Origin of the sequence: Clostridium merdae, from assembly GCF_900176635.1 — a bacterium.
Classification (GTDB): domain Bacteria; phylum Bacillota; class Clostridia; order Oscillospirales; family Acutalibacteraceae; genus Faecalispora; species Faecalispora merdae.
The window spans coordinates 1304214-1329834 of sequence record NZ_FXLN01000004.1 but is presented as its reverse complement, the minus strand read 5'-3'; the positions used below and the strand labels follow the sequence as shown (position 1 = coordinate 1329834).

Below are 25621 nucleotides of genomic sequence, written 5' to 3'. Positions count from 1 at the left end.
GAAGGTGTCAAGTTATGCTATGTATAATAACAATAAATAAGAGAAGGGGGTATATGAGATGAAGCACGAGTGGAGAAAGCATGAAAAAGAAAGATACGGCGCAAAACAAACTGCTAGAATTGTGACAATTCCGTTGCAAAAATTTATTATGATAAGTGGTAAAGGCAACCCAAACGAGGCTGATTTTTCAGACAGAGTTTCAGCATTATACACATTAGCATATGCAATTAAAATGGGGTATAAATCTGCAATTTTGAGTAAAGAAATTGTAAGCGATATATTGGATTTTACGGTCTACCCACTTGAGGGAATCTGGAAGCAAAAAGAAGGAGCAGAGCTGGTAAAAGAAAATTTGGAGTACACCATTATGATTTGTCAGCCCAATATTATAACAGATGAAATGGTACAGGAAGCATTAGAACGAGTGAAAAGAAAGAAGCCGAATCCGCTGTATGAAGAGATTAACTTTGAGGCAATGCAGGACGGTAAATGTATTGAAATTTTGCATGTTGGCTCGTTTGATGATGAACCGGCTTCTTTTAGTAAAATGGATGAATTCGCAAAAGAAAAAAGTTTAACGCGTGTGGGTGATTCTCATCGAGAAATTTATTTAGATAATGCAAATCGCGTTGAAGTAAGCAAACGCAAAACTATATTGAGGTATTGTGTAACGTAAATAAAATGGATTGTTCCTCCATATTAGAACAAATAATAAACCTCTCATTACGGTACATAATGAGAGGTATTCTGCAATAAAAGGCTAGAAAGTGCTGGACTTTAATGAAATAAAATGTTCCTCTTGACATAAAATTTTTATTCGGCTACGCTTTAAACAAGAGATGGCGCCAACTCTCAATTCAATAAAATGGAGAGTTAAATATGTATCATGTTAGATGCAGCGGAACACATTATGAAGCAGGGTACCGTTGGGGGTGCCTTGTACGCAAGAACGGAAAAAAGCTGGATTCTTGCCCAACCTTTGCGCTTACAGAGGAAACTTATGCTTTTGCAAAGGAATGTGTGACGGAATACGAAACGCATTTCCCAGAGGTGTTGGACGAAATAAAGGGCATCGCAGAGGGAAACGGGGTCCCGGTAGAGACTCTGCAAGCCTTGCTGTTCAGTATGTACTGCTTTTCGTTTGATAACAAATGCACCTGCTTTGCTTTTCGCACTCCGGATGAAATTGTATTTGCCAGAAACAGCGATTTTCTAGTAAGCCTTGAAAAGCTTTATATGAACTGCCTGTACCGCCTAGAGGGAGCCTTTGCCTTTAATGGCAACACAACTGCCTTTGTACAAATGGAGGATGGAGTCAATGAGCATGGCTTAGCAGTTGGATTAACCTTTGTGTACCCTCATGTTCGAAAGCCTGGGCTTAATTCGGGAATGCTGGTGCGCTGCCTGCTTGAGAAATGCCGCACTACCGCACAGGCAATTAATTTGCTGCACTCCCTGCCAATTGCCTCAGCACAAACGCTTACCATCGCAGACAAAAGCGGCGAAATCGCCGTAGTGGAATGCAACCCCGTAGCCATTGAGGTGATTCGTCCTCGTGAGGGAGAGGGATTTGTAGCAACGGCAAATAACTTTAATTCTGCTCCCATGTATCCGTTCCGAAATCCGGACATTGACGATTGGAGATCCGATGAGCGCTATCAAACCGCGCGAAATGCGTTGGAGCAAAACAGGGAAAGCTATACGGTACCGTTTGCACAGGACATCTTAGCCGGGAAATACGGCTTTATGTGCCAATATGACCGAAAGAAAAATGCCGACACGGTTTGGTCGGTGGTATATGATCTCAAGCGTAAGCAAATCTGGAGGGTGGAGGGCAACCCAGCCCGAAAGCCTTTTGAAGAAGATAAAAGAATGAAGCTCGAATATTGAGTTTTCGAAATGATTGTTCCATAGATGAATGGATAAAAAATATACGTAGAATTTTGAGAGAGAGAAAGCCGAGGATTCGCCTGAATGAAAAATGACCGTTTGTTTCAGCTATTGTATTTGCTTTTGGAAAAAGGGACTTATACGGCGCCGGAGCTTGCACAAAAGCTAGAGGTGTCGGTGCGTACCGTGTACCGCGACGTAGAGGCACTCTCTATGGCGGATATACCGGTTTGTACTACGGTGGGCAAGGGCGGCGGAATCTCACTTATGCCGGGGTACACCTTTGAGAAAGCACTGCTTTCCGGCGAAGAACAGAACCAGCTTCTGTTTGCGGTGCAAAGCCTTCAGGCAGCCGACCAAGAGGTTGGTGCACTGCTCAGCAAGCTGGGCTCGGCATTTCAAAAGCCCACACAAAATTGGATTGAAGTAGATTTTTCACGCTGGGGAATGCGGCGAACCGATACCGCCCGTTTTGAGCTGCTAAAGAATGCGATTCTGGGGAAGCAGGAGCTTTCACTGCTATATTGTGGAACAAATGGAGAAACCAGCGAGAGAGTGGTTCATCCTCTCAAGCTAATTTATAAGGACAAGTATTGGTATTTGCAGGCTTTTTGCCTGAAAGCACAAAATTACCGCGTGTTTAAGGTTGGCCGTATCATTGATATGAGCACCACGGGAAAAATATTTGAGCAAGAGTATACCCAGGCCTTTCCATCTTCCATTGAAATGCCAATGGAGAGCGGTAACGGTGTTACTCTAAAATTACTATTTTCCAAACGTGTATCTTTTCGGGTATATGATGAATTTGAGCATAGCAGTATAACACCGCTCGAAGATGGCAGCTTACAAGTTGAGGTTGTCTTCCCTCCGGATGATTGGGTGGTAAGCTATTTAATCTCATTTGGAACTGAGGTTACCATTCTTGCACCCGAAGAAATAAAGGCACGGGTGGCGAATGAAGCAGAGAAAATTTGTTTGCAACATAGAACGTGACATGCAGTTGTCAGCTTTTGAGTGATACAATAATCTTACGAAACAATTATTTGGAAGGAGATTATAAAATGGAACAGAAATTTTGCCAATGCTGTGGAATGCCAATGGGAACCGGAGAGGATCTATACGGTACAGAGGCAAACGGCAATAAAAGCGAAGATTATTGTAGCTACTGTTATGAAAACGGCCAGTTCACATTTAACGGCAGCATGGAGGAAATGATTGAAATCTGTGTGCCGCCTATGGTAGAAAGTAACTCTTTTATGAATGCCGAGCAGGCACGCGGTATGATGCACCAATTCTTCCCGATGCTTAAGCGTTGGAAGAAGGACTAAGTATTGTTTGCAAATCTTAGCTTGCGGTCAGCTTCTTCCTGGGGAGTGAAATAGGATGCACTATAAACAAGTAAAATCAATTTTATCTCCCAAAAACGGGATGAACTTATACCGTGGCTGTACCCATGGGTGTATCTACTGCGATTCCCGCAGTGATTGCTACCAAATGCAGCATCGTTTCGAGGATATAGAGGTAAAAGCAAATGCAATTACCCTACTGGAAGAAGCACTGCTAAAAAAGCGAAGCCGCTGTATGATTGCAACCGGTTCGATGAGTGACCCCTACCTTCCACTTGAAAAAACGGAGCAACTAACGCGCCGCAGTCTTGAACTGATTGACCGCTATGAATTCGGCTTTTCGGTCATCACAAAATCAGACCTAATTTTACGAGACATTGACTTGCTGCAAAGCATCCACCGGAAAGCAAGGTGTGTGGTCCAAATGACGCTCACCACCTACGATGAAGCGCTGTGCCGTAAGCTCGAGCCAAATGTAGCGACTACGGCACGGCGCTTTCAGGTGCTAAAAGAGCTGCAAAAAGCGGGAATTCCCACCGTAGTTTGGATGACCCCCATTCTGCCGTTCCTCAATGACACCAAACAGAATATTCAAGGGTTGTTGGAGTATTGCGGGGAGGCTGGTGTACAGGGGATATTAACGTTTGGTATGGGGCTAACGCTAAGAAGCGGTAACCGGGAGTATTATTACCAAAAGCTAGACGAGCATTTCCCCGGTGTAAAAGAGCAATATATTCGGAAATACGGCACAAGCTACCAGCTTGGCCTACCCAATTCCCATGAGCTTGACGCCATAGTAGCAAACTTTTGCAGAAAAAACCATATGCGCTTTGAAACGAGTTCGGTGTTTGAGTACCTTACTCATTTTGACGATTCCGGTGGGCAGCTTTCCTTATTTGATGCACAATAGTTTAAAATCGGGGCGATGTTTTTCGCCCTGATTTTTTTTGCTTTTCATTATTCATATTTTTATTATTAGAATATAGAATTTCCAAATACTGGTAGTTATGGTATACTGTGCTTACTTTTCGCTGAACAGAATTTTTGTTAACATATCCTTTTATTACAATAGAAATCAAATGGTATGGGAAGTGAAAGCATGCCCAGTTCATCCAATCAAAAAATGAAGCTGCTGTATTTGATGCGTATTTTTTTGGAACGCACAGATGCAGACCACTCGATGTCCATCCAAGAGCTAATAGCGGCACTGGCGGAGTATAAGATTTCTGCCGAGCGAAAATCGATTTATTCCGATATTGAGCTGCTGCGGGAATTTGGGCTCGACATAGAAATGAAGAGAAGCAAAACGGTTGGCTATTACGTTGACGCGCGAGAGTTTGAATTGCCAGAGCTAAAGCTGTTGGTTGATGCCGTGCAAAGCTCCCGTTTTATTACCGCAAAAAAAAGCAATGAGTTAATCCGAAAGCTAGCGGCTTTAACAAGCAAGCCGCAGGCAAGCCAGCTTTGCAGACAAGTGTACGCTACATCTCGACCCAAAACCATGAACGAAAGTATCTACTATAACATTGATGCCATTCATACCGCAATTCAGTCGGGCTATAAAATATGCTTTCAATATTTTGATTACAATGCTTATAAGGAGCGGGTTTACCGCAAAGAGGGTGAAAACTATTGCCAAAGCCCCATCGCACTGTGCTGGGAGGACAATAAATATTACCTTATCTGCTACAGTTCCAAATACGAAAATTTTGCGAACTACCGTGTAGACCGAATGAGCAATGTAACCGTTTGCGAAGAGACCGCACAAAAACCGCAGGATTTTGATGTAACAGAGTACACAAAGCAAATGTTTGGCATGCACAGCGGTGAGTTGGTAACGGCTACCCTGCGGTTCGAGCAAAGCCTTACAAATTCTGTTATGGACCGTTTTGGTCCCGACGTCCCTTTCTGCAAAAAGGGTGATTATATTGAAATTTGTGTGGAAGTTTTGAGTAGTCCCGTGTTTTTTAGCTGGATGTTCCAGTTTGGCGACAAGGCAGAAATCGTAGCCCCCAAAAGCCTTATCGCTTCTATGAAAGAGTTATTGCAGCAGCAAGCGGCAAAGTACCAGCAATAAAGAAAAAGGGCATTCCCGATGAATACTCGGGAGTGCCTTTTTTCTACAAACAGCTTACACGGCAGTTGCTTCACTTGCCTTGAAATGGTATGATTACAAAAGAAAAAACGTGCCGTAGCATCACCGTAAAAAATGGCGTAGCGGCTTTTTAATAAATGGGTATTGGGGAGCAATATGAAACGACTGGCAGTTGGAATTTTGGCTCATGTAGACGCAGGGAAAACCACTCTTTCAGAGGGGCTGCTTTATACCTGTGGGCGCCTGCGGCAATTGGGACGAGTAGACCATAAAAATGCTTTTTTAGATACAGAATCCTTGGAGCGGGAACGTGGAATCACCATCTTTTCCAAACAGGCGGTTCTGCCAATCGGGGATTTGGAAGTAACCCTGCTCGACACACCGGGGCATGTGGATTTTTCCAGCGAGATGGAGCGCACCTTGCAGGTGCTTGATTACGCAATTCTTGTCATTAGTGGTGCAAGCGGGATTCAAAGCCATACCAGAACCCTCTGGCGGCTTCTTAGTCGCTACCAGATTCCGACCTTTCTTTTCATCAACAAAATGGATTTACCCGGGACAGAGCGAGAGCATGTATTGCAGGAGTTAAGAGCCTCTCTTTCGGAGGGCTGTGTGGATTTTGGAGCAAAACAAAGCGGCGATGAGTGGATGGAAAACATTGCAGTGTGCGACGAAGAAGCGATGAGCCGTTACTTAGAGAAAGGCTCGCTTTCCAATTCAGAGATTGCCGAGCTTATTGCAAGTCGTAAGGTGTTCCCTTGTTATTTTGGCTCTGCCTTGCGCCTGCAAGGGTTAGAAGAGCTAGTGAAGGGATTTTCCTCCTACACAAAGCTACCGCAATACCCGCAGAATTTTGCCGCACGTGTATTCAAAATTACCCGTGATTCGCAGGGAAACCGTTTAACGCATGTAAAGGTAACGGGCGGTACCCTGCGTGTAAAAATGCCGCTAAAAACGCAGGATAGCGAAGAAAAGGTGGATCAAATTCGCATTTACTCCGGCGCGAAATATCAGTCAGTGGAGCAAGCACCTGCCGGAACCATCTGTACAGTAACGGGGCTGAACCAAACCCGTGCAGGGCAGGGGCTGGGGGAACAGCACGCGGGGGAGGCACCCGTACTCGAACCCATGCTAACCTACCGGGTTTTATTGCCTCAGGGGTGCGACCCCCACGGTGCCATGCAAAAGCTAAGTGTACTAGAGGAAGAAGACCCACAGCTTCACTTGGTTTGGAACGCACAGCACAGTGAGATTTCACTGCAACTAATGGGTGAGGTTCAGCTCGAGATTTTAAAAACACTCATATTCGAACGCTTCGGCCTAAGCGTAGAGTTTGGGTCGGGAAGTATTGTGTATAAAGAGACCATTGCCGCACCCGTTGAGGGGGTGGGACATTATGAACCACTGCGCCACTATGCCGAGGTGCATCTTCTGCTGGAGCCGGGAGAGAGAGGGAGCGGTGTTCAGGTTTTTTCCTCCTGTCCCGAAGATTTGCTCGGCCGAAGCTGGCAGAGGCTGGTTTTAACACACTTGGAGGAGCGGGTTCACCGCGGTGTTTTAACCGGAGCTCCTATTACTGACCTGCGTATTACGCTGGTGGCAGGGCGCGCCCATGTAAAGCATACGGAGGGCGGCGATTTTCGCCAAGCCACCTACCGCGCTGTGCGGCAAGGGTTGATGAGTGCCGAAAGTATTCTGTTAGAGCCATGGTACGATTTTCGTTTGGAGCTTCCTGCGGAAAATGTAGGACGCGCCATGACGGATATTCAGCGCATGGGTGGGAGCAATACCCCGCCGGAGCCGGAGGGAGAGCTGACTCTCCTTACAGGCAGTGCGCCCGTGGCTGGCCTGCGAGACTATGGTCGAGAGGTATTATCTTATACCAGGGGCAGGGGAAAGCTGTCTTGCTTTTACCGCGGCTATGAGCCGTGCCAAAATGCACAGGAAGTGATTGCAGAAATTGGCTATGAGGCGGAGCGTGACCTTGCGCATCCGGCAGATTCCATTTTCTGCACTCACGGAGCAGGTTTTTCCGTACCGTGGAATAAAGTGCGGGAATACATGCATGTTGAGAGCGGCTGGCAAAGTGGTGGTGAGGCAGAGCAAGAGAAAGCGGTTTTACCTATTCCGGGGAGAGTACCTGCATCTTACACAGGTGGTTTGGAGCAGGATAAGGAATTGCAAGAAATATTTGAGCGCACCTATGGCCCGGTAAAGCGGCGCGATAGGATGCCGCAAAAACCGGTTATGGGGGCAATTTCGCCTGACAGACCCACTGAGCCGATTCGCCCAATTGCAACCGGACCGGAATACCTGCTGGTAGACGGTTACAATATAATTTTTGCATGGGACGAGCTAAAAACAGTGGCTCGCGAAAGCCTCGATACCGCACGGAAGCTGCTGATGGATTTGCTCAGCAATTACCAAGGCTACCGCCAGTGTGAGGTTATTTTGGTGTTTGATGCGTACCGTGTTCCGCGGAATACCGGCGAGGTGCAGCGTTACCATAATATTAGTGTGGTATATACCAAGCAGGCAGAAACCGCCGACGCATACATTGAGAAAACGACCTATGAGCTAGCGCGCAAATACCGTGTTCGTGTTGCAACCTCTGACGGCATGGAGCAGATGATTATTCTGGGGCATGGGGCACTTCGGGTGTCTGCCCGCATGTTCCACCAAGAGGTGGAGGCAGTAGGAGGGCAAATTGCGGAGCTACTCGCTCAGATTAACCGAACGGAAAAGTCACTCCCAGTTCAGGCTGCATACCAAAAGGCGCAAAGCAGTAAGGAGACAAAACCGAAGAAAAGTCTTTCTTAAATTACGGTAGATTGGTTGACGTAAGGAAGCATCCGTTCTATAATAAATTCGAAAATAGAAATAACGGCGGTTGTTGAATGGTATTTTCAATAAGCCTTTCCCAAAAGTGGGAAACGGTGTTAGAACGCAATTAAAAAGGAGCGGTTAAAAATGGATGCAACGTGCGCATATTGTGTGGAAGGCGAGCTGCTAGATAAGTTTGGTATTAAAATTTGTGAGCTCGATACCTCAAAGGTATATTTGTTCAAAGAGCAATCTCATGAGGGACGAGTGGTCGTCGCTCATAAAAAGCATGTGAGTGAAATGATTGAGCTTACCGACGAAGAGAGAAACGCTTATTTTGCGGAAGTTAACCGTGTGGCAAAGGTGATACACCAGTTGTTTCACCCGGAAAAGGTAAACTACGGCGCATATGGAGATACTGGCCACCACCTGCATTTTCATTTGGTTCCAAAGTACCGTGATGGAGCTGAGTGGGGCGGTACATTTGCCATGAATCCCGACCAGGTTTATTTTGATGAGAAGAAAAACGCAGAGCTTATCAGCCGCATTCGCGAAGCACTTTTGGCAGACTAATTTCATTTTATAGTATATAATTTTAGAAAGTGTTTTTCTAAAGAAGATACAAAAAGAAGCTTATCAACATTATTTAAAAAAATGTTGATAAGCTTCTTTCTTATTATTATAAGATTAGTATTTTTAGATATTTTGCAGGCTCTGCTCAATATCTTCTATAATATCCTCTATATTTTCAAGACCAACCGAGAAACGAATCATACCGGGGTTAATACCGGCGGCTACCAGCTGTTCATCGGTTAACTGGCGGTGGGTTGCACTGGCAGGGTGCAGTACGCAGGTGCGAATGTCTGCCACATGCACTTCAATGGAAGCAAGCTTTAGGCCATCCATAAGCTTTACAGCATTGTCTTTGCCACCCTTAATGATAAATGTGATAACGCCACTTGTTCCTTTTAGGTACTTTTTCGCCAAAGCGTGGTATTTGTCTCCCTCTAAACCGGGGTAAATGACTTTCTCAATTTTGTCAGAGGCTTCCAGATATTTTGCCACGGCAAGTGCATTGTTGCAGTAGCGCTCCATGCGCACAGCAAGTGTTTCAAGCCCTAAATTTAACAGGAACGCAGAGTTTGCCGCTGGGTAAGCACCGTAATCGCGCATAAGCTGCATTCTGGCTTTAATAATGTATGCCGCTTTACCGTAGTTCCCTACATAAGTAATGCCATGGTAAGATTCATCCGGCTCGGTAAAATCTGGGAATTTACCGTTCGTCCAGTCAAAGTTGCCGCTGTCTACAATTACGCCGCCAACCTGCACAGCGTGGCCGTCCATATACTTTGAAGTAGAGTGCACGATAATATCTGCACCAAATTCAAACGGCTTGCAGAGAATGGGCGTAGCAAAGGTGTTATCTACAATCAAAGGAATGCCGTGGCTGTGCGCAATGCGGGCAAACTTTTCAATGTCGAGCACGCTTAAAGCAGGGTTCGCGATGGTCTCACCAAAAATAAGCTTGGTGTTTTCACGCACAGCGGAACCAATGGTCTCTTCATCCGCATCGGCATCCACAAAAATACATTCAATGCCATAGTTTTTCAAAGTTACAGCAAACAGGTTTAAGGTTCCTCCGTAGATTTGAGAGGTGCTAATGAAGCTGTCTCCCACTTTACAAAGGTTTAAAATAGCAAGAAGGGTAGCGGCCTGACCAGAGGAAGTGCACATAGCACCTACTCCGCCCTCCAGCTCCGCAATTTTTTGCTCCACTGCCATCACTGTTGGGTTGGCAAAACGCGAATAAATGAGAGCTTTGGTCGGCTCATCGAAAACGTCTCCCACCTCTTGGGTAGAATCGAATACATAGGTGGTGCTTTGAACAATGGGAACCATTTTCGGCTCCGAATTTTTGGGTGTATACCCGCTGTGAATGCACTTTGTTTCGTCCCTCATGCTAGTTTTCCCTCCTGGTTAATAGTAAATCTGCGAGAATGGTTTTCCGAATAGGCTTATCATACCGTATAGAAGAGCCAGTTTGCAAGCCGATTTGTGATTGCTATGCGATGAAAGCCTTACTTTGGCAGGGGTTAGGTATTGGTAGATACGGTGTCCCAATCGTCGTTATCGGTGTTTTTCCCAATCAGCCAATTAAGCCCCCAATGCCGCTCTACCACTACGCTGGAGTTCAGGCCGGCAGGTGCTTCTTTACCGTGTATACGGGCTTCCACGCATGCCCAGTCGTAGCGGAATATCAAATCGGCTTCATCTAAAATTTCTTCTATACTGCGGGGTGAGGTGCTTTGTAAAAACTCCTCAAAGCTATTGCAGGAGCTTACGACTTCAATAGCATGCTCACAGTCACAAATTTGGTCTGGGTACTTTAGCTCATTCACTAGCCCCAGTGCCCAAATCAACGGCCAATAGGCTTCGTATTTCCAACCTAAATTAACAGCATCCTGTTTTGCTGGCTCACCAAAGAATATCTTTCTCTCTGCGGGGGTCAATTCTTCGGTAACGCCATAGGTCTCAAGCATGGAATGAAAAAATTTGCGAGATTCCTCTACGTCTCCATCGTGGGCAAGGTCGCAGGCGACCTGCACACTGAGCAGGCACGCAATGGCACGCTTTGCAATTTCTTCTGGAGTACGTGGGGTTACATCGATTTCAATGACTGGAAGATGCTCAATGTAAGGAACACCCTTTTCTTTTAAAATAGCAATGGAGCGCGCTTTACGTTCCTCCTGCTCAGGAGTAACCGATTCCCTGTCATAAGGAGGAGGGGGCTGCTGTGCTTGCTGCTTTTGCAGTTCCTCTGCCTGTTGCATCCAGTACGCACGAATCTTTTCAACCATTTGAATCGATTTTTCTACGGCCGTTTTAGAATCATACGGTTCCATTTCGCTAAACACATGCCCGCAGTGCTCGGTATCGCCAGGCTCATAGCCTCCGCAAACACCCAGTAGCCATTTGCCTAGAAAGCCTTTCTTGTATTTAAAGATATAGTAATGGTACTCATGTAAGTCAAATTCACCAGCACATTCTATTTTTGAGGGAGGTGCGCCGAGCTCGTGTTCATCCGCCAGCCATGCGGTCATGGCCTGCATAGCGCTTTGCATTTGATTCTGATCCATGGTTGCGCTCCTTTTCTGTGGTTTGAGTTGTTAGTATATTACCATATATTTCTTTTTAATAAAAGGAGGATGACAGAAAACGCATTGACAGCACACAAAAGGAGTGTTACAATCTATTACCAATGGTAATTACCACTGGTAATAGATTGGAGCGAGTAACTTTGGCGATCCGCAAACCCATCACAAAAGAACAGATAATTAATAGAACACTAGAGCTGCTGCAAAACCGACGCGATGTGCAGAACCTGAACATGCGTGAAATTGCGCGGGATTTGGGCTGCGCCCATACAAATCTGTATAACTATTTTTCATCGTATACAGAGCTATTGTGGGAAGCGCACGCTACGTGCATGGAGAAAATGTTAGAACAAATCTGCATGGCAGTTCACACAACGCTTGCACCGGAGTGTAAATTGCAGGCTTTTTTTAATGCCGTGGTGCGAGTGTATTTAGAAAATACGGGTTGGTTCCGCCTTGTTTGGCTTGAGTATTTGGGGGAGCAGCAGCCAGAGAGCAATATGCTTGCGGTGGCAGCAGCCCGAGGGCAAATGAACGGTATGGTGGCACAAATATGGCAAGGGCTAAGCGGAAGGCCGCCTGTTGCTACGAAATTAGAGGAGACAGTGCATTTTGTACACTGCTATATTGTCGGAGAGATTTCGAATTATATTTCTGGACGCCGCCTTATTAAAGAGGAAGAGGAATTTTGTCATTCCGTTGTTCGCCAAGCGGTGCAAAGCACTATGTTACTGTTAAAGGAGGAGTGATGTGTTTTGGGGTTTGAGTTAGGATTTTTAAATCAGGGTTTAATCCTAAAACAAGCGGTAGGGGACATTTTAAAGTGTAATGAAATCTCTGCCCATTTTGGTTTGCAGTTAACAGAACAGCAGGCAGTACAGCTGGTGGAAACCCGCTCATTTGCACTAAAAAGAGAGGGGAGAATTGAACTTGGCGGAGGGGTCATACAAAAACTCATTTACGCATTTAGTGACTCTCCGTACCTGATGAACCAAAATTATGAGTCTACGCTTCACGAACTTGTGGAGCTGTTTTATTTTTATAAGAATGAAACGGAAGACCGCATTAGCGATGACGAGCTAATTGACTATATGAAACAGGCTTATGATGGCCCCTGTGCGGGTTCTTTGCAGCTTTTGGCAGGCAGGGAGCTGTACCGCCTTGCAGAAAATATACGGTGGGGGAGGCCTGCCGAATACAACGAGGATTTGAATGATAACGAAGAGGAGGATGAAGAATGAACTCGCTGGAACGAATTAGCCGAATTGACCGTTCACAGCTTAGTGGTGCACACTTTGTTTCCTCCTTGCTTGAGCAGGCCTACCATACCGAAGTGCTAACGGTGGCGCAAATCGAGGCTATACAACTGGCGTGCCTTTCGGTTTTGGCTCGCCAAACCCAGCTATATAATGGGCTTGATAGCAGCTCGGTTCGGGTGGAAGAGGCAGAGGGAATTATGGAATCCATCTTGTTTACCATAGGTATTGCCCTTAAAGAATATGAGAATCCTGACGATGCCGCCCAAGCACTGCTTAGCGATGGCGCAGAGGCTTTGTTTCTTCGCGGCAGCAAAAAAATAGACAGACTACTCAAAACAACAAAGCTGATACATGTGAGCTTGCTGCGCCGCCTCTTTGTTACGCCGAATGTGTTTTACCGCTCAACCCTCGAAGATGGTATCAACGGCTTTTTTAAGCTGTACCGCCCGCAGTTTTCGGCACAACAAATCCATATTACGGCAGATTACCCATTGCTGCAGCCCGTAGAGGATTTAGCCGGTATTGAATTGATACGGGAGTATTTAGAACGGGCAGACAGTGAAAACCAGTTTTGCGCCTGTTTTAACCCGGCTGCGGTGGATGCACTTTTTTGTGGATTGCCGATCGACTACCGGGAGCTTCCTGTGAATCTATGCGGCCCTGTTCTCACTGCGGCAATTGGTTGTGCATTGTGCGGGAAAAACTTTTATACCCTGAGCGTTTCGCAGCAGGATTTGCTCTTCTTGAGGGATAAACTAATTCCAATGCCAAAAGAAGAATTATTGCAACTTTTTGAGGCTGTGTTCCATAAAATTTGCGAAGCACTGTCTCTGCCGGAGAGAACAAAGGAATATCTTATGGCGGCATTGCCCGGTATAACGGTTGAGGTAGAGAATGCGGTTCACAACAATACCATGAGCAGTATTTTTTATATAGCGCGTATTCGGCAGAGTGGAAAACGCTCGTAAATTGTTAAGCTTTGCAAGAGGCAATGCCCCAAGTAAATAGACGTTGGGTACTTTGAGCTGGAATTGACAAGAGGGTTTAAACCTCCTATGATAATTGTGTGAACGGCTGCCTGCCGCTTTGGGTAGAATCAGCTGAAAATGGGAATGCAAAAGGAGCAATAGCGAATGAAAATAACAGTCATCGGCAGTGGGCGTTGGGGCGGATTTATCGCATGGTACCTTTCCGGCTTGGGGAAAGAAGTTACCATCTACGGCAGGCCAACCAGCGAGCAGTTTACAAAGCTGCGGCAAACTCGAACAAACGGGCTTGTTACTTTCCCCGATACCGTTCAGTTTTGCGATGATTTAGAAAAAGCAGTACAAGAAGCAAAAATCATAGTCATCTCCATTCCATCTCAAAGCCTGCGAGGGCTCATGCAGCAGCTTTCTTCCCTTTCTTTGCAAGGTAAGACGGTGGTGCTTTGCATGAAGGGAATTGAAGCCTCTACCGGTAAGCGTTTAACAGAGGTTGCAGGGGAATTCCTTACTCCCGATACGGGAGTTGCCATTTGGGTTGGCCCCGGCCATGTGCAGGATTTTACTGCCGGAATACCCAATTGCATGGTAATCGATAGCAAAAGCCAAGAGACCAAGCGGTTTTTAATCGAGCAGTTTTCTGGCAGTATGATTCGTTTCTATTACGGGGAAGACCTTCTTGGAAACGAGGTTGGGGCGGCCTCGAAAAACGTAATCGGCATTGCCGCCGGTATGCTGGATGGCCTAAATAAAACGGCGCTAAAGGGTGCGCTTATGTCTCGTGGCACCCGTGAGATTGCCCGCTTAATTAAGGCAATGGGCGGCAACGAGATTTCTGCTTATGGTCTGGCGCACCTGGGCGATTACCAGGCAACAGTGTTTTCGCCTTACAGCCACAACCGTGCCTTTGGTGAGCGTTTTGTAAAAGGCGAGCATTATGGCGAGCTGGCAGAGGGCGTTGCCACCACTCGTGCGATGCTTCGGCTGGGCGAGCAATATGGTGTGGAACTGCCCATTTGCAAAGCGGTTGAAGCTGTCATTCACAGCGGACAAGCGGCAGACAAGGTGCTTTCTGATTTATTTTTGCGCAGCCAAAAGGCGGAATTTTAAAGAGAAATAAAATAAGTCATCATTCATTTACTGTTCCTTTCTTGACAAATACAAAAAACGAACTATACTATTTCATATACTTAACTAATTAATAAATAGAATTTTATTTATATGGTGTAGTTTCGCCCCCCGAATAAAGAGGGTTGCGTACATGGTTTTACTTTTATGGGAATTTGTTAAAGTAAGGGTTCAACAAAATGGGGGAGGGCTAGTATGTCTGCCAAAAAACGTACAGACGAGCTGTTTGTCGTGTTACATTATTTAAAAAGAATGAAGGATTTGATTCCTGAGGTACCGGGTGTACCGCAGGGTGAATTCATGATGATGCACAAAATACATTGCTGCTTGCAGGAGGGTGGCTGCCAAGGGAATGTACCGGGTGTTAAGGTATCGAAACTAAGCTCTAACATGGGAATGTCGATGCCGGCGGTATCTCAAATGCTCAAATCTTTGCAAAAAAAGGGCTTGGTTACCCGTACCGCTGCTACTGATGACCGCCGTGTTGTATATGTGGCACTTACGACAGAGGGCGAACGCGTATTCTCAAATGCGATTGACCGATTTTTAGAGCGTGTAGATGCGGTAGCGGCTCTTTTTGGGGAAGAAAAGATTAACCAAATTACTGTGCTGCTGGAGGATTTGGGTCATGCCGTAGAGCGTGTACGTGCAGACCAGCCTGAAAAATTTGCACAGCATATTTAAAAAGTATGGACAGTTGGCACTTTTTCCGCTATACTACTGGATGATAGAAAAATAGTGAAACAATAGCACAGAACAGGCACACTTTGAAAGCTCCGTTATTTTCAAGGTGTGCTTCTTTTGAGCGCGCGGGAAAAGAAAGGAAGTCCGGAATGAAGCACCTGATAGACCCGTTGGATTTTACCGTAGAGGAAACGTTCGAGCTGCTCAAAGTAGCAGACCAAATAGCGCTGAATCCCTCCGCCTATGCTGAGGCGTGCCGCGGCAAAATATTGGCCACGCTGTTTTATGAGCCAAGCACGCGAACCCGGCTAAGCTTTGAATCAGCCATGCTGCGCCTTGGTGGCAATGTGCTGGGCTTTGCCTCCGCAGAGAACAGCTCGGTAAGCAAAGGGGAAAGCGTGGCAGATACCATTCGTGCCGTATCGTGCTATGCAGATATTTGCGCCATGCGCCACCCCAAGGAGGGTGCACCGCTGGTTGCTTCTCACTATTCCAGCATTCCGGTTATCAATGCAGGGGACGGCGGTCATCAGCACCCGACCCAAACATTAACGGATTTAATGACAATCCGTCGTAAAAAAGGTCGTCTAAACCAAATGACCATTGGCCTTTGTGGCGATTTAAAGTTTGGTAGAACCGTGCATTCTCTCATGAAGTCCCTCGTGCGCTTCGGTGACATTCACTTTGTTCTCATTTCACCCGAAGAGCTTCGTGTGCCGAGCTATATTATGCAGGATGTTCTTCTGGCGAACAACGCTTCGTTTGAGCAAGTGTTCACGCTAGAGGAAGCAATGCCAAAGCTGGACATTCTATACATGACCCGTATTCAAAAAGAACGCTTCTTTAATGAAGAGGATTACGTTCGTTTGAAAGATACCTGCATTTTAACAGCGGACAAGCTTCGTGCGGCAAAGAGCGACCTTGCCGTACTGCACCCGCTGCCCCGTGTTAATGAAATTACGCCGGAGGTAGACAACGACCCCAGAGCGGCCTACTTTGAACAGGCACAGAATGGCGTTTATGTAAGAATGGCCTTAATCTTAAAGCTTTTGGAGGTGGCGGCATGCTGAATATTGATAGCCTCGAGCACGGTATTGTAATCGACCACATTCAAGCAGGCTCTGGTATGCAGGTGTACCACTTGTTGGGGCTGGATTCTCTGGATTTAAGTATCGCCATTATTAAAAATGCCAAGAGCAATCGACTGGGTAAAAAAGACATTATCAAGATTGAGGGAAAAACGGATTTGAATCTTGACATTCTGGGGGTAATAGACCATAATATTACCATCAATGTGATTGATATGGGGAAAATCGTTGAGAAAAGAAGCTTGGAGCTTCCAAAGCAAGTAACAAATGTGATCCGCTGCAAAAATCCGCGCTGCATTAGTAACGCGGAGGAGGGCGTTGATCATATTTTTCGGCTTTGTAATGAAAAATCGCAGCTTTACCGCTGCATATACTGTGAACAGGAGTTTCAAAAATGAATATTTGGCATGATATGTCTCCCAAAAGAATTAACCCTTCCGATTTTATTGCGGTAATCGAGATTTCGAAGGGCAGCAAGAAAAAGTATGAGCTGGATAAAGAAACCGGTATGATTATTTTGGACCGTATCCTTTATACCTCCACTCACTACCCGGCAAACTATGGCTTTATCCCTAGAACCTACGGTGATGACCGTGACCCGCTCGACGTTCTTGTGCTTTGCTCTGAACCCCTTGAGCCCCACACTCTGGTTCGCTGCTTCCCCATTGGTGTTATTTCTATGTTAGACGGCGGCCGTAGTGACGAAAAAATTATTGCAATCCCGTTTAACGACCCCACCTATAACCAGTATCAAGACATTAATGAGCTACCTACTCATATTTTTGATGAGATGTCTCATTTCTTCCGTGTTTACAAGGAACTGGAGAACAAAGAGACTGCTGTTAAAGAAGTAAGCGGTCGTGAAGAGGCTGTACGAATTATTGAAGCGGCTTTGGATAGCTATTTAGAAAATTTTTGCAAATAAAAAACGAAGAAGCTCTCTTGATGAATCCCGATAATGGATAGAGTTTGGGAGGAGTTTACAATAGAAGTATCCGGCTATGAGCGGAGCGTTCCGCTTACTCTGTTGTATTTTGCCGGGATTTACCGATGCTTCCGGTCGTTTTTTTCGCTAATCGGCACTGTGTTGGGAACCTGCTTTAAAGCTGGTTGCCGCCAAATTGCCGGTTGGCGTTTTTTTATTTTGAATAGAGAGGAGAAAAGGAGTTGAATACAAAAAAACGAAATTGCGGTAAGCTTTTGAAAGTTTTGCTGTGGGTTTTGTTGGGAGCAGCGTGCTTTTTTGTTTCACAGCCGCTTTTGCGCATCCCTTTACTGGCGCTATTGAGCAAAAGTGTAGGCTTTACCATGTTTGCTACGCTCGACCCCATATTAGCGGTGGTTGTGATCGGCCTTTCTGCCGGTGTGTTTGAAGAGGGCTTTCGCTTTTTATGTAAGCAATTTTTGCTTCGCCCCGCCAAGTGCACCATAGCCCAGCCCCTGCTGTTTGGGCTGGGTCACGGAGGGATGGAAGCATCTCTTGTATTGGTTCCTCTGTTTTTACAAGGCTACACATTTGGCGATTTAAAGATGGCACTTCTTGAGCGGGTTCTCGCTGTGCTGCTTCACCTGTTTTTAACAGTAATTGTTTGGAATGGGTTTCAAACTGGCCAGCGCTTTCGCTACCTTTTGGTAGCCATTGTGTTACATGGAGTGGTGGATTCTGTTTTGCCTTTGCTTACCAAGTATGGAATACCGGTTGGAATTGTAGAGTTGATTTTTGGAGCAATGGTTTTGTGTATTGGTGCATATGTGTTTCTGTCTCGAAAGCTTTATTTACAAGGAGGAATACTTAGTGGAACAGAGAAAATGGAAGCTTAACAAAGTATTTGCGATTACTGTGGTGTTGACGCTGTGTGTTGCAATTCTTACTGCGTGCGGTGGGCAAAAGCCGCTTTCTTCCGATTTTGATACGGATAAGGTAAAAGCTGCTACATCAAAGGTAATTACAGCGGTAAATGAGCAGGACGGCGAAGCCTTGCGCGAAATTAGTGATGATGCAATGAAAACAGCATTAACAGATGAAGCACTTGCTCCGGTCTTTCAAGCAATTGCAGAGGGCGGTGTGTTCCAAGAGGTAAAAGAAATAAATGTATCCAGCTCCACAGATCCCAAAACAAAAGTGGAATATGCGGTAGCAGTTGCAAAAGCCCAATATGAGAAAAAGGCATTCGTATACACCATATCCTTTACAAAGGATATGAAGCTGGCCGGACTATTTTATAAATAAAGAGTTCAATTGCATAGATTTTGGAGCGAGAGAGATTCTTTCGCGGTTAGGCTGTAAGTAAGTTAATAAAAGTAAGACGGAACCGGCATGCTCCACTAAGCAGTGAGTAACGGTTCCGCTTTTCTTTTTAATAGAAGAATAAATAAAATATGAAAAAAGGGATTGACTCTCACGTAACGTGATAGGGTATGCTGTAAACAACAACGAGAAGGATAACGACTTTTACAATAGGGTGATTGATTGTAAAAGCTAGGTTTCGAAAGGAGTTTAAGGATGAAAACAGTAAAACAAATTTCTTTGTTAACGGGTGTCAGCGTTAGAACTCTTCAATTTTATGATGAAATTGATCTATTTAAGCCATCCCAAGTGACCGATGCAGGCTACCGATTATACGATGATGCTTCTCTAGGGGTATTACAACAGATTCTATTTTTTAAAGAGTTGGACTTTACGTTGAAAGAAATAAAAGAAATTATGGATGACGCAACATTTAATAAAATGGAAGCTTTTAAAAAGCAGAAAGCTCTCATTCAAATGAAGCGAGATCGACTCAATAGACTGCTTAATTTATTAGAAAAACTGGAAAAAGGAGAAACAGTTATGGATTTTGAAGAATTTGATATGAGCGATTATTTTACAGCACTAGATGAGTTTAAAAGAACGCATACAGATGCAATCGTGAAAAAGTTTGGAGATTTAGATAAATTTGATGAAATGGTGAATGAAATAAAATCAAAGGAATTAGAGATTGCAGAACTGGCGGTTAAGCAATATGGTAGTATAGAAAACTATGTGAAAGCTTCGGAAAAGAATCTGGAGAAAATATTGGTTGAGGATGCAGAAACAATTGATGTTGAACAATCAATTGCAAAGACGGATTTGCTTACCCGAAAGCTTACTGCAGATTTCAGTAAGGATGTATCTGCAAAAGAAGTTCAAGAAGTGGTTCGAGAACTAGTCGACTGGTGTAATCAAAGTAACAGCAGCTTTGATGTAGGGGAAAATTACTGGACATCTATGATTGAAAACTACCTTACCAATCCAATTTTCATCAATGTTACCGACAAAAAATACGGTGTAGGTGCATCGGAATATATGGGGAAAGCATTGCAACATTATTTTGGAAAACAATAACCAATATTCCAATATTTAAATGAACTGTTTGGGTCTTTAGATAAAGTAAGAGCCGTTGCATCTTAAATTAAGACGCAACGGCTCAATTTCTTAATAAGTTAGGTAAGCTTTGATAGAACTGGATTCGGCTTGCTAAGGAATATTTGCTCATTGTATGTGCTTACATATAAATTCCGTGCAAAATTCTTCTAATTGCTTTAGCCCTTTTGCTTCAACAGGAAAGTGCCCTGCTCCCTCCAATATGTGTAGCTCCTTATTGCAAGCAAGTCTATCAAAAAACAATTTGCTAAGGCGAATATCTGTCCAACGGTCGTTTTCGGGGTGTACCAAAAGAAATGGACACTGAGTAAAACATTCCGGCTCAACATCAATAATCGGATTGAGCATAGAGTGAATGAACGATAGCGGTACACTTGCGCCGGATGATTTTTTGTCTCTCATCAGCAATTCTGCAAGGTCATTATTGTTTGCTATTGCCCTCATATTCGCCACCAGTTTCATAGGTATTTTTAACGAACCGATTATTCTGTGAGTGGCAGAAAGCAAAGCGTTTCCAATCACCGCAATAAAGGGACTGCGAGCTGTCATTTTTCTGATATGCTTATTTCGTTGATCGAGAATACAGGTTGCAATGATACCACTTATATCGGAACATCTGGTTGCTACTTGGTAGGCAAGCATTCCTCCCGCACTTAACCCGAAAAGAAAAATTGGTACCGTATCGCGGTGAAACTGATTCACCACTTGAACTCCGCAATCCACCCACATATCGTAAGTAATGCTACCGCTATATTTCGTACACCCATATAAAGGTAAATCTGGACAGATTATTTCAAATCCATTTTTCATCAACGGAAAAGCAATAAACGAAAGTAGCCGACCATTTCCACCTACTCCGTGAAATAGTACAATACGTGCCAGGGGCTTTTCAACCGTGTAATGGTCAATATGCAAATTTATGTTCCCAATAGTCATGAATTTCTCTAGTGGAGCGGTATTTGAAGTAAGTCTATTATCTAAGGGTAAATGTTTTTGCACATCTTTCCAACAACTATCGTTTTTATAGTCCACTGCTTCACCTCGAATCACAAATGTGAATTCGGTACCAAAGTATAAAATGCTTCTACTAACTTTTAAAACAGTTTATTTTACAACCACTCATCGCAATCTGTAGCCATTTGTTGCAGAATTTCTACGAATTTTCCAACATGGTAGCCATCGCAGACCGCATGATGGCATTGGATGGCAAGGGGCATCTTGATTTTATTGTTTTCCTCTTTATATTTCCCAATGGTGAAGATCGGCAAGAGATACTTCCCGTCTGAAAAAACATTGATATTAAACGCTGAAAAATCCAACCACGGAACGCTGGAGATAGTAAAAGTATTGGGTGCAACATGCTCCTGTGGAAACAGCTTTCCATTGGCATACTGTGCTGTATTTTGCAAATAAGCACGATAGAAGGTATCAAAACAGTGGGTATGCTTTGTCCATATGGTTGAAAAGGTTTTTGTATCCGAATTCAAAACGGTATATACGGGGTCGATTATCTCCCAATAACCCAAACGCTGTTCGGCATTGACTGTCATTCGAAACTCCGGCAATTGATTTACCACAGTAGAAAGCATAAAAATTTGCGCGGGGTAGGCTTTTAATCCTCGTTCTTTTAAGCGAATTTGCAGATTTGTAATATCGATGTCTACCGTTATGCTATAAGAGCAACGAACATTGTTTATATAATGTTCGTAGTGCTCTTTTCTTGCCCATTGCTCCATTTGTATTTCAATAAAGTTCATAATATTAGCCTCCTAAAATTATAGAATGTATTTTAAGAGGCATTATTTCTCGTTTTAACCATTTTCATGTACCTCCTTAATGTTAGAAATAATTTGAATCCATAGAGTTATTTTGTTTAAGATTATCGTACCATAAATTTTGGTAGACTTCTATCGTCTTAATATGGAAAAGCACCGGAAAGTACATAACGACTTCCCGGTGCTTTGTGCGTAAAAGGATTATATCAGTTTCAGCCATACTTCCATGTTTGTGGTTTCAGGCGAATGGCTCGCATATCGCTCCGCACAAAAGGCCTCGGTTTGCAGCTTGTGGTTCGGTAGCCACGTGTTGTAAACATATTGTTGTGCTTTGTAAAGGGCATCCATAACAAGTGTCTGAAAGTTCTCCGCTTCAAAGGAACAAATGAGATACTTGCCTGGTGGTAGCTCCCAAAGCATAAATCCGTTCGGTGCCTTTGCATGACCAGACCTTGCACCTGCAAAATAGCTGAAGAAGCCATCCTCCAAGCACGGATATGCCACACCAATTTCTTCAGTATTCTCAGCAAGTCCAAGTAGGGTTTGTTTCTGCTCATGAAAGCTACCCCAAAGAGCTTCCAGCGGGTCAATGCCAGATTCAATCCCCAGTCCTTCTATAAATGGAATCGGTATGTCCTTTTTTACGCCAGTAAAATAAACCGGCTCCGCAATTTCCCGTCTGTTTATTTCCAGAACAATTCCGTCAGTGATTAAGGGCACACCTTCATCAATCAGAGTGTAGTAAAGCGAAAGCTCGGGCTTTGTCATATGGTTCAGTGTTTGCGGGTTTTTCCGGTATTCGTCCGGTGTCATCCCGAAGGTGCTTTTAAAGGTGCGGGAGAAGTGCTCGTGGGAGGAGAAACCAAGGCCGATTGCAATGTCCAAAATGCGCTTGTCTTTTTGGAGCAATGCCTCCGTTGCCTTTGCCATACGGCGGAGTTTTATATACTCGGCAACCGGTTTTTTAACCAGTCGGCGAAACAGCCGCTGATAGTAAAAAGGGGATAAAGATGCCATTTTTGCAAGACTTTCTATGCTGATTTCTTCATCCAAATGATACTCAATGAATTCTATGGTTTGTTGTATTTGTTCCCATGCGTGCATATGAACACCTCCTTCTCCACCAGAATATCATGCTGGAAGGTCCCGCGCTTGATTGGGAATGCCTTTTTAACTGCTCTTTAAGATTTTACCATGAAAGTGAAATTGGGCCAACGTGAATATTAAGAAGTCGTCAATATCCTATCTTGCTCCAAGGCTTTCGTTACAGTGGTCTACCATTCAGAGATAAAATGAAAGAAGCGGCTGTGTTCTTCGTAATTGAAAACACAGCCGCTTCTTTTTATATTTATTTGGAGGTTGGGATTGAGGGTATATTAAAATGAGTGATGAATGTTTAAATAGTGTCAAGTGCCTGCTGCAAATCGTAAAGAATATCATCAATATGCTCTGTGCCAATGGAAAGGCGAACGGTATTGGGCTTAATCCCCTGCTCCTGCAACTCCTCTGCGTTTAGCTGAGAGTGGGTGGTAGACGCCGGATGAATCACCAGCGATTTTACGTCCGCTACATTCGCGAGCAAAGAAAAAAGCTGAAGATGATCAATGAATTTAGTAGCTTCTTCGGCGCCGCCCTTTACCTCAAAGGTAAAAATAGAACCCGCACCATGGGGGAAGTATTTTTGATACAGAGCGTGGTAGGGGCTGTCTTTCTGGGCAGGGTGGTTTACATGCTCAACCTTCGGGTGGTTCCTCAAAAAGTCAATGACTTTGAGGGTGTTTTCCACATGGCGTTCCACGCGAAGAGATAGAGTTTCAAGCCCTTGCAGGAGAAGAAACGCGTTGAAAGGAGAAATGGCACTGCCCGTGTCACGCAGTAAAATCGCACGGATTCTGGTTACGAATGCGGCGGCTCCTACATCTCTCGAAAAGCTCAAGCCGTGGTAGCTTGGGGTTGGCTCGGTAAGCCCGGGGAATTTACCAGAGGCTGCCCAGTCAAATTTACCAGAGTCAATAATAACACCGCCAAGCGTCGTGCCGTGACCGCCAATAAACTTAGTAGCGGAGTGAATTACAATATCTGCTCCATGCTCAAGGGGGCGAAACAGATTTGGGGGAGTAAAGGTGCTGTCTATCACCAACGGAATGCCATTCTTATGAGCGATGGCGGCAATTTGCTCTACGTCGATTACGTTGGAGTTCGGGTTGCCGAGGCTCTCTATGAATACTGCTTTCGTATTCTCTTGAATGGCTGTCTCAAAGCTTCCGTTTTCGTCGGGGTCCACAAAGGTGGTGGTGATGCCATACTGCGTCAGGGTGTGAGCCAGCAAAGTGTAAGTGCCGCCGTAAATGGTTTTGGCGGCAACAATATGGTCGCCTGCCTGTGCCAAATTAAGAATGGTATACGTTACAGCAGACGCACCCGAGGCCACAGCCAATGCGGCGACTCCTCCCTCTAAGGCAGCAATTCGCTTTTCAAATACATCCTGTGTACTATTGGTCAGGCGGCCGTAGATATTGCCTGCATCCGCCAGACCAAAGCGGTCTGCCGCATGTTTGCTGTTTTTAAATACATACGAGGTCGTTTGGTAAATGGGAACAGCTCTTGCGTCAGAAGCGGGGTCCGGCTGCTCCTGGCCTACATGAAGCTGAAGTGTTTCAAATTTCCATTGATGATTTGATTGATTGCTCATTACAAATTCTCCTTTAAAATAAAGTGTGGGGTTCAGTACGCTTTTCGGGAGTTGCCGCACATTCGACAACCAACCAAGTGGTATAGTGTGTAGGAATTTAGTTTCATAACGGACAGCTCCTTTCTAAAAATAACCGAACTGATTTACCACGCAAGAGTGGAGAAAACAGAGTACTACTTAAATACAATATAAACATATATAATTAATATGAATGCGTTTTCACTAGTATACTAGAGAAGGAGGGAAAATGTCAATCTTTTTTTGAAATATCTGCATTTTCTTCTGAACTACTTTTTAATGATGCTTGTACTTTCTTTTGCGCTGTCGTTATAATCTGGCGAATACGCTGCATGGATTCCGGGCTCTGAATGGAGCGCATGCGGGGGAACGCTTCGATAATTCTGCGGTGCATGGGGTGCGTTTGCGATTCCAAAAATTCCTGCTTGCTTTGCAGCAAACGAAGCCGAATCCGGTTTTCGTCATTCACAAAATCAAGAATAGAGCTGCGCAGTCGCTCCACGCTGTCTGTTTGCAATTCGTCCTTTTTCTGGCGAAGCTCTTCTAGGGTTTGGCGAAGACTGAGTAGGCTTTCTGCTTTTAGCTCGTCTGCCTTATCGCGCAGCTCATCTAAAGAGTGCTCCAACTCTGCCAAGTTGGCTTCTGCCGCGGTGGCAGTGCGCTCGCGAATTTCATCTAAAATGATTTGCAGCTGAGCAAGCTTGCCGTTCATGCGCAGGATTCCCATGGTTGTTACTGTTGCGTCCAAAATAAAGTACACAAACAACCCTCCCGCGAGTGGGAACGTTGCAGTGCGGGGTAAGTCGCTAAGCAGGGAGTTTACCAAGGGGTGCAGTACCTCCAGCACAAAGGTAGACATTACACCAAATAACAGAGAGTTCGTTAGGCAAACACGCCCGTTAATTTGGTATTTATGATTCGAGTAGTCCCACCAAGAGGTGTGGAATAGCTTTTCTAGCAGAACACTGGTGAGGTATTCTAATACAGAAGTGAGAATTACGGCAGAGAAAAAAACCGCAACTAATTCCATTGGGAATGCAAAAATACCCTGAAGAGGGGTAAGCGCCGCTAAAATAAGCAGTGCACCAAACCCGTATACCGGGCAAAATGGGCCATTTAAAAAGCCCCGATTAATCCATCTTTTTTTCGGTACGGAGCAGTAAATACTTTCACATAACCAGCCTATCATGCTGTAAACAGAAAAATAAAGTGTTAGTGTGACAAACGTTTGCATGGGGAGCCCTCTTTCTGCTGAGATTCTAAGTATAGATTCTGCATTTCA

General features: G+C 44.7%; 26 protein-coding genes. 19 read left to right on the top strand and 7 right to left on the bottom strand.

The features are described 5' to 3' along the window. Nucleotides 1-58 precede the first annotated feature (58 nt). From CAN90_RS12020 to CAN90_RS11985, 8 genes are all read left to right on the top strand, one after another. Nucleotides 59-676 (top strand): GyrI-like domain-containing protein, encoded by a 618-nt coding sequence (locus tag CAN90_RS12020; protein WP_085834055.1) that lies wholly within the window; start codon nucleotides 59-61, stop codon nucleotides 674-676. A gap of 203 nt (nucleotides 677-879) precedes the next feature. Beyond that, the gene (locus CAN90_RS12015; RefSeq protein ID WP_085834054.1) at nucleotides 880-1890 is read left to right on the top strand and encodes a C45 family autoproteolytic acyltransferase/hydrolase; all 1011 of its coding nucleotides are present in this window, start codon (nucleotides 880-882) and stop codon (nucleotides 1888-1890) included. Between the two features lie 84 nt (nucleotides 1891-1974). Continuing rightward, nucleotides 1975-2883, top strand: a complete 909-nt coding sequence (locus CAN90_RS12010) for a helix-turn-helix transcriptional regulator (RefSeq protein ID WP_085834053.1) — start codon at nucleotides 1975-1977, stop codon at nucleotides 2881-2883. Nucleotides 2884-2951: 68 nt separating this feature from the next. Then, entirely contained in the window at nucleotides 2952-3218 is a 267-nt protein-coding gene (locus tag CAN90_RS12005) for a zinc ribbon domain-containing protein (RefSeq protein ID WP_085834052.1), read from the top strand. 55 nt (nucleotides 3219-3273) lie between these two features. Beyond that, nucleotides 3274-4146 (top strand): SPL family radical SAM protein, encoded by an 873-nt coding sequence (locus tag CAN90_RS12000; protein WP_085834051.1) that lies wholly within the window; start codon nucleotides 3274-3276, stop codon nucleotides 4144-4146. A gap of 189 nt (nucleotides 4147-4335) precedes the next feature. Beyond that, nucleotides 4336-5313 carry a helix-turn-helix transcriptional regulator gene (locus tag CAN90_RS11995; protein WP_085834050.1) on the top strand — a complete coding sequence of 326 codons (978 nt, stop codon included), beginning with the start codon at nucleotides 4336-4338 and terminating at the stop codon, nucleotides 5311-5313. A 174-nt stretch (nucleotides 5314-5487) separates the two neighbouring features. After that, nucleotides 5488-8151 (top strand): translation factor GTPase family protein, encoded by a 2664-nt coding sequence (locus CAN90_RS11990; RefSeq protein ID WP_085834049.1) that lies wholly within the window; start codon nucleotides 5488-5490, stop codon nucleotides 8149-8151. A gap of 150 nt (nucleotides 8152-8301) precedes the next feature. Further along, nucleotides 8302-8727 carry an HIT family protein gene (locus CAN90_RS11985; RefSeq protein WP_085834048.1) on the top strand — a complete coding sequence of 142 codons (426 nt, stop codon included), beginning with the start codon at nucleotides 8302-8304 and terminating at the stop codon, nucleotides 8725-8727. A 123-nt stretch (nucleotides 8728-8850) separates the two neighbouring features. Here the strand turns inward: CAN90_RS11985 and CAN90_RS11980 are convergent, their stop codons facing one another. Next, the gene (locus tag CAN90_RS11980) at nucleotides 8851-10113 is read right to left on the bottom strand and encodes an O-acetylhomoserine aminocarboxypropyltransferase/cysteine synthase family protein (protein WP_085834047.1); all 1263 of its coding nucleotides are present in this window, start codon (nucleotides 10111-10113) and stop codon (nucleotides 8851-8853) included. Between the two features lie 134 nt (nucleotides 10114-10247). Next, nucleotides 10248-11291: a DUF4272 domain-containing protein gene (locus CAN90_RS11975; RefSeq protein ID WP_242953642.1), complete on the bottom strand. Its 1044-nt coding sequence runs from the start codon at nucleotides 11289-11291 to the stop codon at nucleotides 10248-10250. A gap of 161 nt (nucleotides 11292-11452) precedes the next feature. Between CAN90_RS11975 and CAN90_RS11970 the strand changes: the two genes are divergently transcribed. The 11 genes from CAN90_RS11970 (at nucleotide 11453) to CAN90_RS11915 (ending at nucleotide 19815) form a co-directional block, all read left to right on the top strand. After that, nucleotides 11453-12058 (top strand): TetR/AcrR family transcriptional regulator, encoded by a 606-nt coding sequence (locus CAN90_RS11970; protein WP_143750829.1) that lies wholly within the window; start codon nucleotides 11453-11455, stop codon nucleotides 12056-12058. Between the two features lie 6 nt (nucleotides 12059-12064). Next, nucleotides 12065-12550 carry a DUF6323 family protein gene (locus CAN90_RS11965; protein ID WP_085834045.1) on the top strand — a complete coding sequence of 162 codons (486 nt, stop codon included), beginning with the start codon at nucleotides 12065-12067 and terminating at the stop codon, nucleotides 12548-12550. Continuing rightward, complete coding sequence (locus CAN90_RS11960; protein ID WP_085834044.1) at nucleotides 12547-13536, top strand: DUF6179 domain-containing protein; 990 nt, start codon at nucleotides 12547-12549, stop codon at nucleotides 13534-13536. The genes CAN90_RS11965 and CAN90_RS11960 overlap by 4 nt, the downstream gene beginning before the upstream one ends. Nucleotides 13537-13701: 165 nt before the next feature. Further along, nucleotides 13702-14661, top strand: coding sequence for an NAD(P)H-dependent glycerol-3-phosphate dehydrogenase (locus CAN90_RS11955; protein ID WP_085834043.1), 960 nt, complete (start codon nucleotides 13702-13704; stop codon nucleotides 14659-14661). A 213-nt stretch (nucleotides 14662-14874) separates the two neighbouring features. Then, nucleotides 14875-15363, top strand: a complete 489-nt coding sequence (locus CAN90_RS11950) for a MarR family winged helix-turn-helix transcriptional regulator (RefSeq protein ID WP_085834042.1) — start codon at nucleotides 14875-14877, stop codon at nucleotides 15361-15363. Nucleotides 15364-15512: 149 nt separating this feature from the next. Further along, on the top strand, nucleotides 15513-16433 hold the full coding sequence (gene pyrB / locus CAN90_RS11945) for an aspartate carbamoyltransferase (RefSeq protein ID WP_085834041.1): 921 nt from the start codon (nucleotides 15513-15515) through the stop codon (nucleotides 16431-16433). Then, entirely contained in the window at nucleotides 16427-16849 is a 423-nt protein-coding gene (locus CAN90_RS11940) for an aspartate carbamoyltransferase regulatory subunit (protein WP_085834040.1), read from the top strand. The genes pyrB and CAN90_RS11940 overlap by 7 nt, the downstream gene beginning before the upstream one ends. Further along, nucleotides 16846-17376, top strand: a complete 531-nt coding sequence (locus CAN90_RS11935) for an inorganic diphosphatase (protein WP_085834039.1) — start codon at nucleotides 16846-16848, stop codon at nucleotides 17374-17376. Before CAN90_RS11940 ends, CAN90_RS11935 begins: the two co-directional genes overlap by 4 nt. A 242-nt stretch (nucleotides 17377-17618) precedes the next feature. Continuing rightward, nucleotides 17619-18272 carry a YhfC family glutamic-type intramembrane protease gene (locus CAN90_RS11925; protein WP_085834037.1) on the top strand — a complete coding sequence of 218 codons (654 nt, stop codon included), beginning with the start codon at nucleotides 17619-17621 and terminating at the stop codon, nucleotides 18270-18272. Then, nucleotides 18247-18681: a DUF3887 domain-containing protein gene (locus tag CAN90_RS11920; protein ID WP_242953641.1), complete on the top strand. Its 435-nt coding sequence runs from the start codon at nucleotides 18247-18249 to the stop codon at nucleotides 18679-18681. The genes CAN90_RS11925 and CAN90_RS11920 overlap by 26 nt, the downstream gene beginning before the upstream one ends. A gap of 273 nt (nucleotides 18682-18954) precedes the next feature. Continuing rightward, nucleotides 18955-19815: a MerR family transcriptional regulator gene (locus CAN90_RS11915; RefSeq protein ID WP_085834035.1), complete on the top strand. Its 861-nt coding sequence runs from the start codon at nucleotides 18955-18957 to the stop codon at nucleotides 19813-19815. Between the two features lie 147 nt (nucleotides 19816-19962). Here the strand turns inward: CAN90_RS11915 and CAN90_RS11910 are convergent, their stop codons facing one another. The 5 genes from CAN90_RS11910 to CAN90_RS11890 form a co-directional block, all read right to left on the bottom strand. Beyond that, complete coding sequence (locus CAN90_RS11910; RefSeq protein WP_242953640.1) at nucleotides 19963-20886, bottom strand: alpha/beta hydrolase; 924 nt, start codon at nucleotides 20884-20886, stop codon at nucleotides 19963-19965. 77 nt (nucleotides 20887-20963) lie between these two features. Then, entirely contained in the window at nucleotides 20964-21611 is a 648-nt protein-coding gene (gene catA, locus CAN90_RS11905) for a type A chloramphenicol O-acetyltransferase (protein WP_085834033.1), read from the bottom strand. 219 nt (nucleotides 21612-21830) lie between these two features. Beyond that, nucleotides 21831-22733 (bottom strand): AraC family transcriptional regulator, encoded by a 903-nt coding sequence (locus CAN90_RS11900; RefSeq protein WP_085834032.1) that lies wholly within the window; start codon nucleotides 22731-22733, stop codon nucleotides 21831-21833. 292 nt (nucleotides 22734-23025) lie between these two features. Then, nucleotides 23026-24321 (bottom strand): O-acetylhomoserine aminocarboxypropyltransferase/cysteine synthase family protein, encoded by a 1296-nt coding sequence (locus CAN90_RS11895; protein ID WP_085834031.1) that lies wholly within the window; start codon nucleotides 24319-24321, stop codon nucleotides 23026-23028. A 250-nt stretch (nucleotides 24322-24571) separates the two neighbouring features. After that, the gene (locus tag CAN90_RS11890) at nucleotides 24572-25573 is read right to left on the bottom strand and encodes a putative ABC transporter permease (RefSeq protein WP_085834030.1); all 1002 of its coding nucleotides are present in this window, start codon (nucleotides 25571-25573) and stop codon (nucleotides 24572-24574) included. Nucleotides 25574-25621: the final 48 nt, after the last annotated feature.

Coding starts and splice junctions, on each gene's coding strand:
- CAN90_RS11940 (WP_085834040.1), top strand. CDS start 16,427: ATGCTGAATATTGATAGCCTCGAGCACGGTATTGTAATCGACCACATT.
- CAN90_RS11900 (WP_085834032.1), bottom strand. CDS start 22,733: ATGCACGCATGGGAACAAATACAACAAACCATAGAATTCATTGAGTAT.
- CAN90_RS11895 (WP_085834031.1), bottom strand. CDS start 24,321: ATGAGCAATCAATCAAATCATCAATGGAAATTTGAAACACTTCAGCTT.
- CAN90_RS11890 (WP_085834030.1), bottom strand. CDS start 25,573: ATGCAAACGTTTGTCACACTAACACTTTATTTTTCTGTTTACAGCATG.
- CAN90_RS11950 (WP_085834042.1), top strand. CDS start 14,875: ATGTCTGCCAAAAAACGTACAGACGAGCTGTTTGTCGTGTTACATTAT.
- CAN90_RS11990 (WP_085834049.1), top strand. CDS start 5,488: ATGAAACGACTGGCAGTTGGAATTTTGGCTCATGTAGACGCAGGGAAA.
- CAN90_RS11960 (WP_085834044.1), top strand. CDS start 12,547: ATGAACTCGCTGGAACGAATTAGCCGAATTGACCGTTCACAGCTTAGT.
- CAN90_RS12000 (WP_085834051.1), top strand. CDS start 3,274: ATGCACTATAAACAAGTAAAATCAATTTTATCTCCCAAAAACGGGATG.
- CAN90_RS11980 (WP_085834047.1), bottom strand. CDS start 10,113: ATGAGGGACGAAACAAAGTGCATTCACAGCGGGTATACACCCAAAAAT.
- CAN90_RS12010 (WP_085834053.1), top strand. CDS start 1,975: ATGAAAAATGACCGTTTGTTTCAGCTATTGTATTTGCTTTTGGAAAAA.
- pyrB (WP_085834041.1), top strand. CDS start 15,513: ATGAAGCACCTGATAGACCCGTTGGATTTTACCGTAGAGGAAACGTTC.
- CAN90_RS12020 (WP_085834055.1), top strand. CDS start 59: ATGAAGCACGAGTGGAGAAAGCATGAAAAAGAAAGATACGGCGCAAAA.
- CAN90_RS11935 (WP_085834039.1), top strand. CDS start 16,846: ATGAATATTTGGCATGATATGTCTCCCAAAAGAATTAACCCTTCCGAT.
- CAN90_RS12005 (WP_085834052.1), top strand. CDS start 2,952: ATGGAACAGAAATTTTGCCAATGCTGTGGAATGCCAATGGGAACCGGA.
- catA (WP_085834033.1), bottom strand. CDS start 21,611: ATGAACTTTATTGAAATACAAATGGAGCAATGGGCAAGAAAAGAGCAC.
- CAN90_RS11955 (WP_085834043.1), top strand. CDS start 13,702: ATGAAAATAACAGTCATCGGCAGTGGGCGTTGGGGCGGATTTATCGCA.
- CAN90_RS11995 (WP_085834050.1), top strand. CDS start 4,336: ATGCCCAGTTCATCCAATCAAAAAATGAAGCTGCTGTATTTGATGCGT.
- CAN90_RS11975 (WP_242953642.1), bottom strand. CDS start 11,291: ATGGATCAGAATCAAATGCAAAGCGCTATGCAGGCCATGACCGCATGG.
- CAN90_RS11985 (WP_085834048.1), top strand. CDS start 8,302: ATGGATGCAACGTGCGCATATTGTGTGGAAGGCGAGCTGCTAGATAAG.
- CAN90_RS11915 (WP_085834035.1), top strand. CDS start 18,955: ATGAAAACAGTAAAACAAATTTCTTTGTTAACGGGTGTCAGCGTTAGA.
- CAN90_RS12015 (WP_085834054.1), top strand. CDS start 880: ATGTATCATGTTAGATGCAGCGGAACACATTATGAAGCAGGGTACCGT.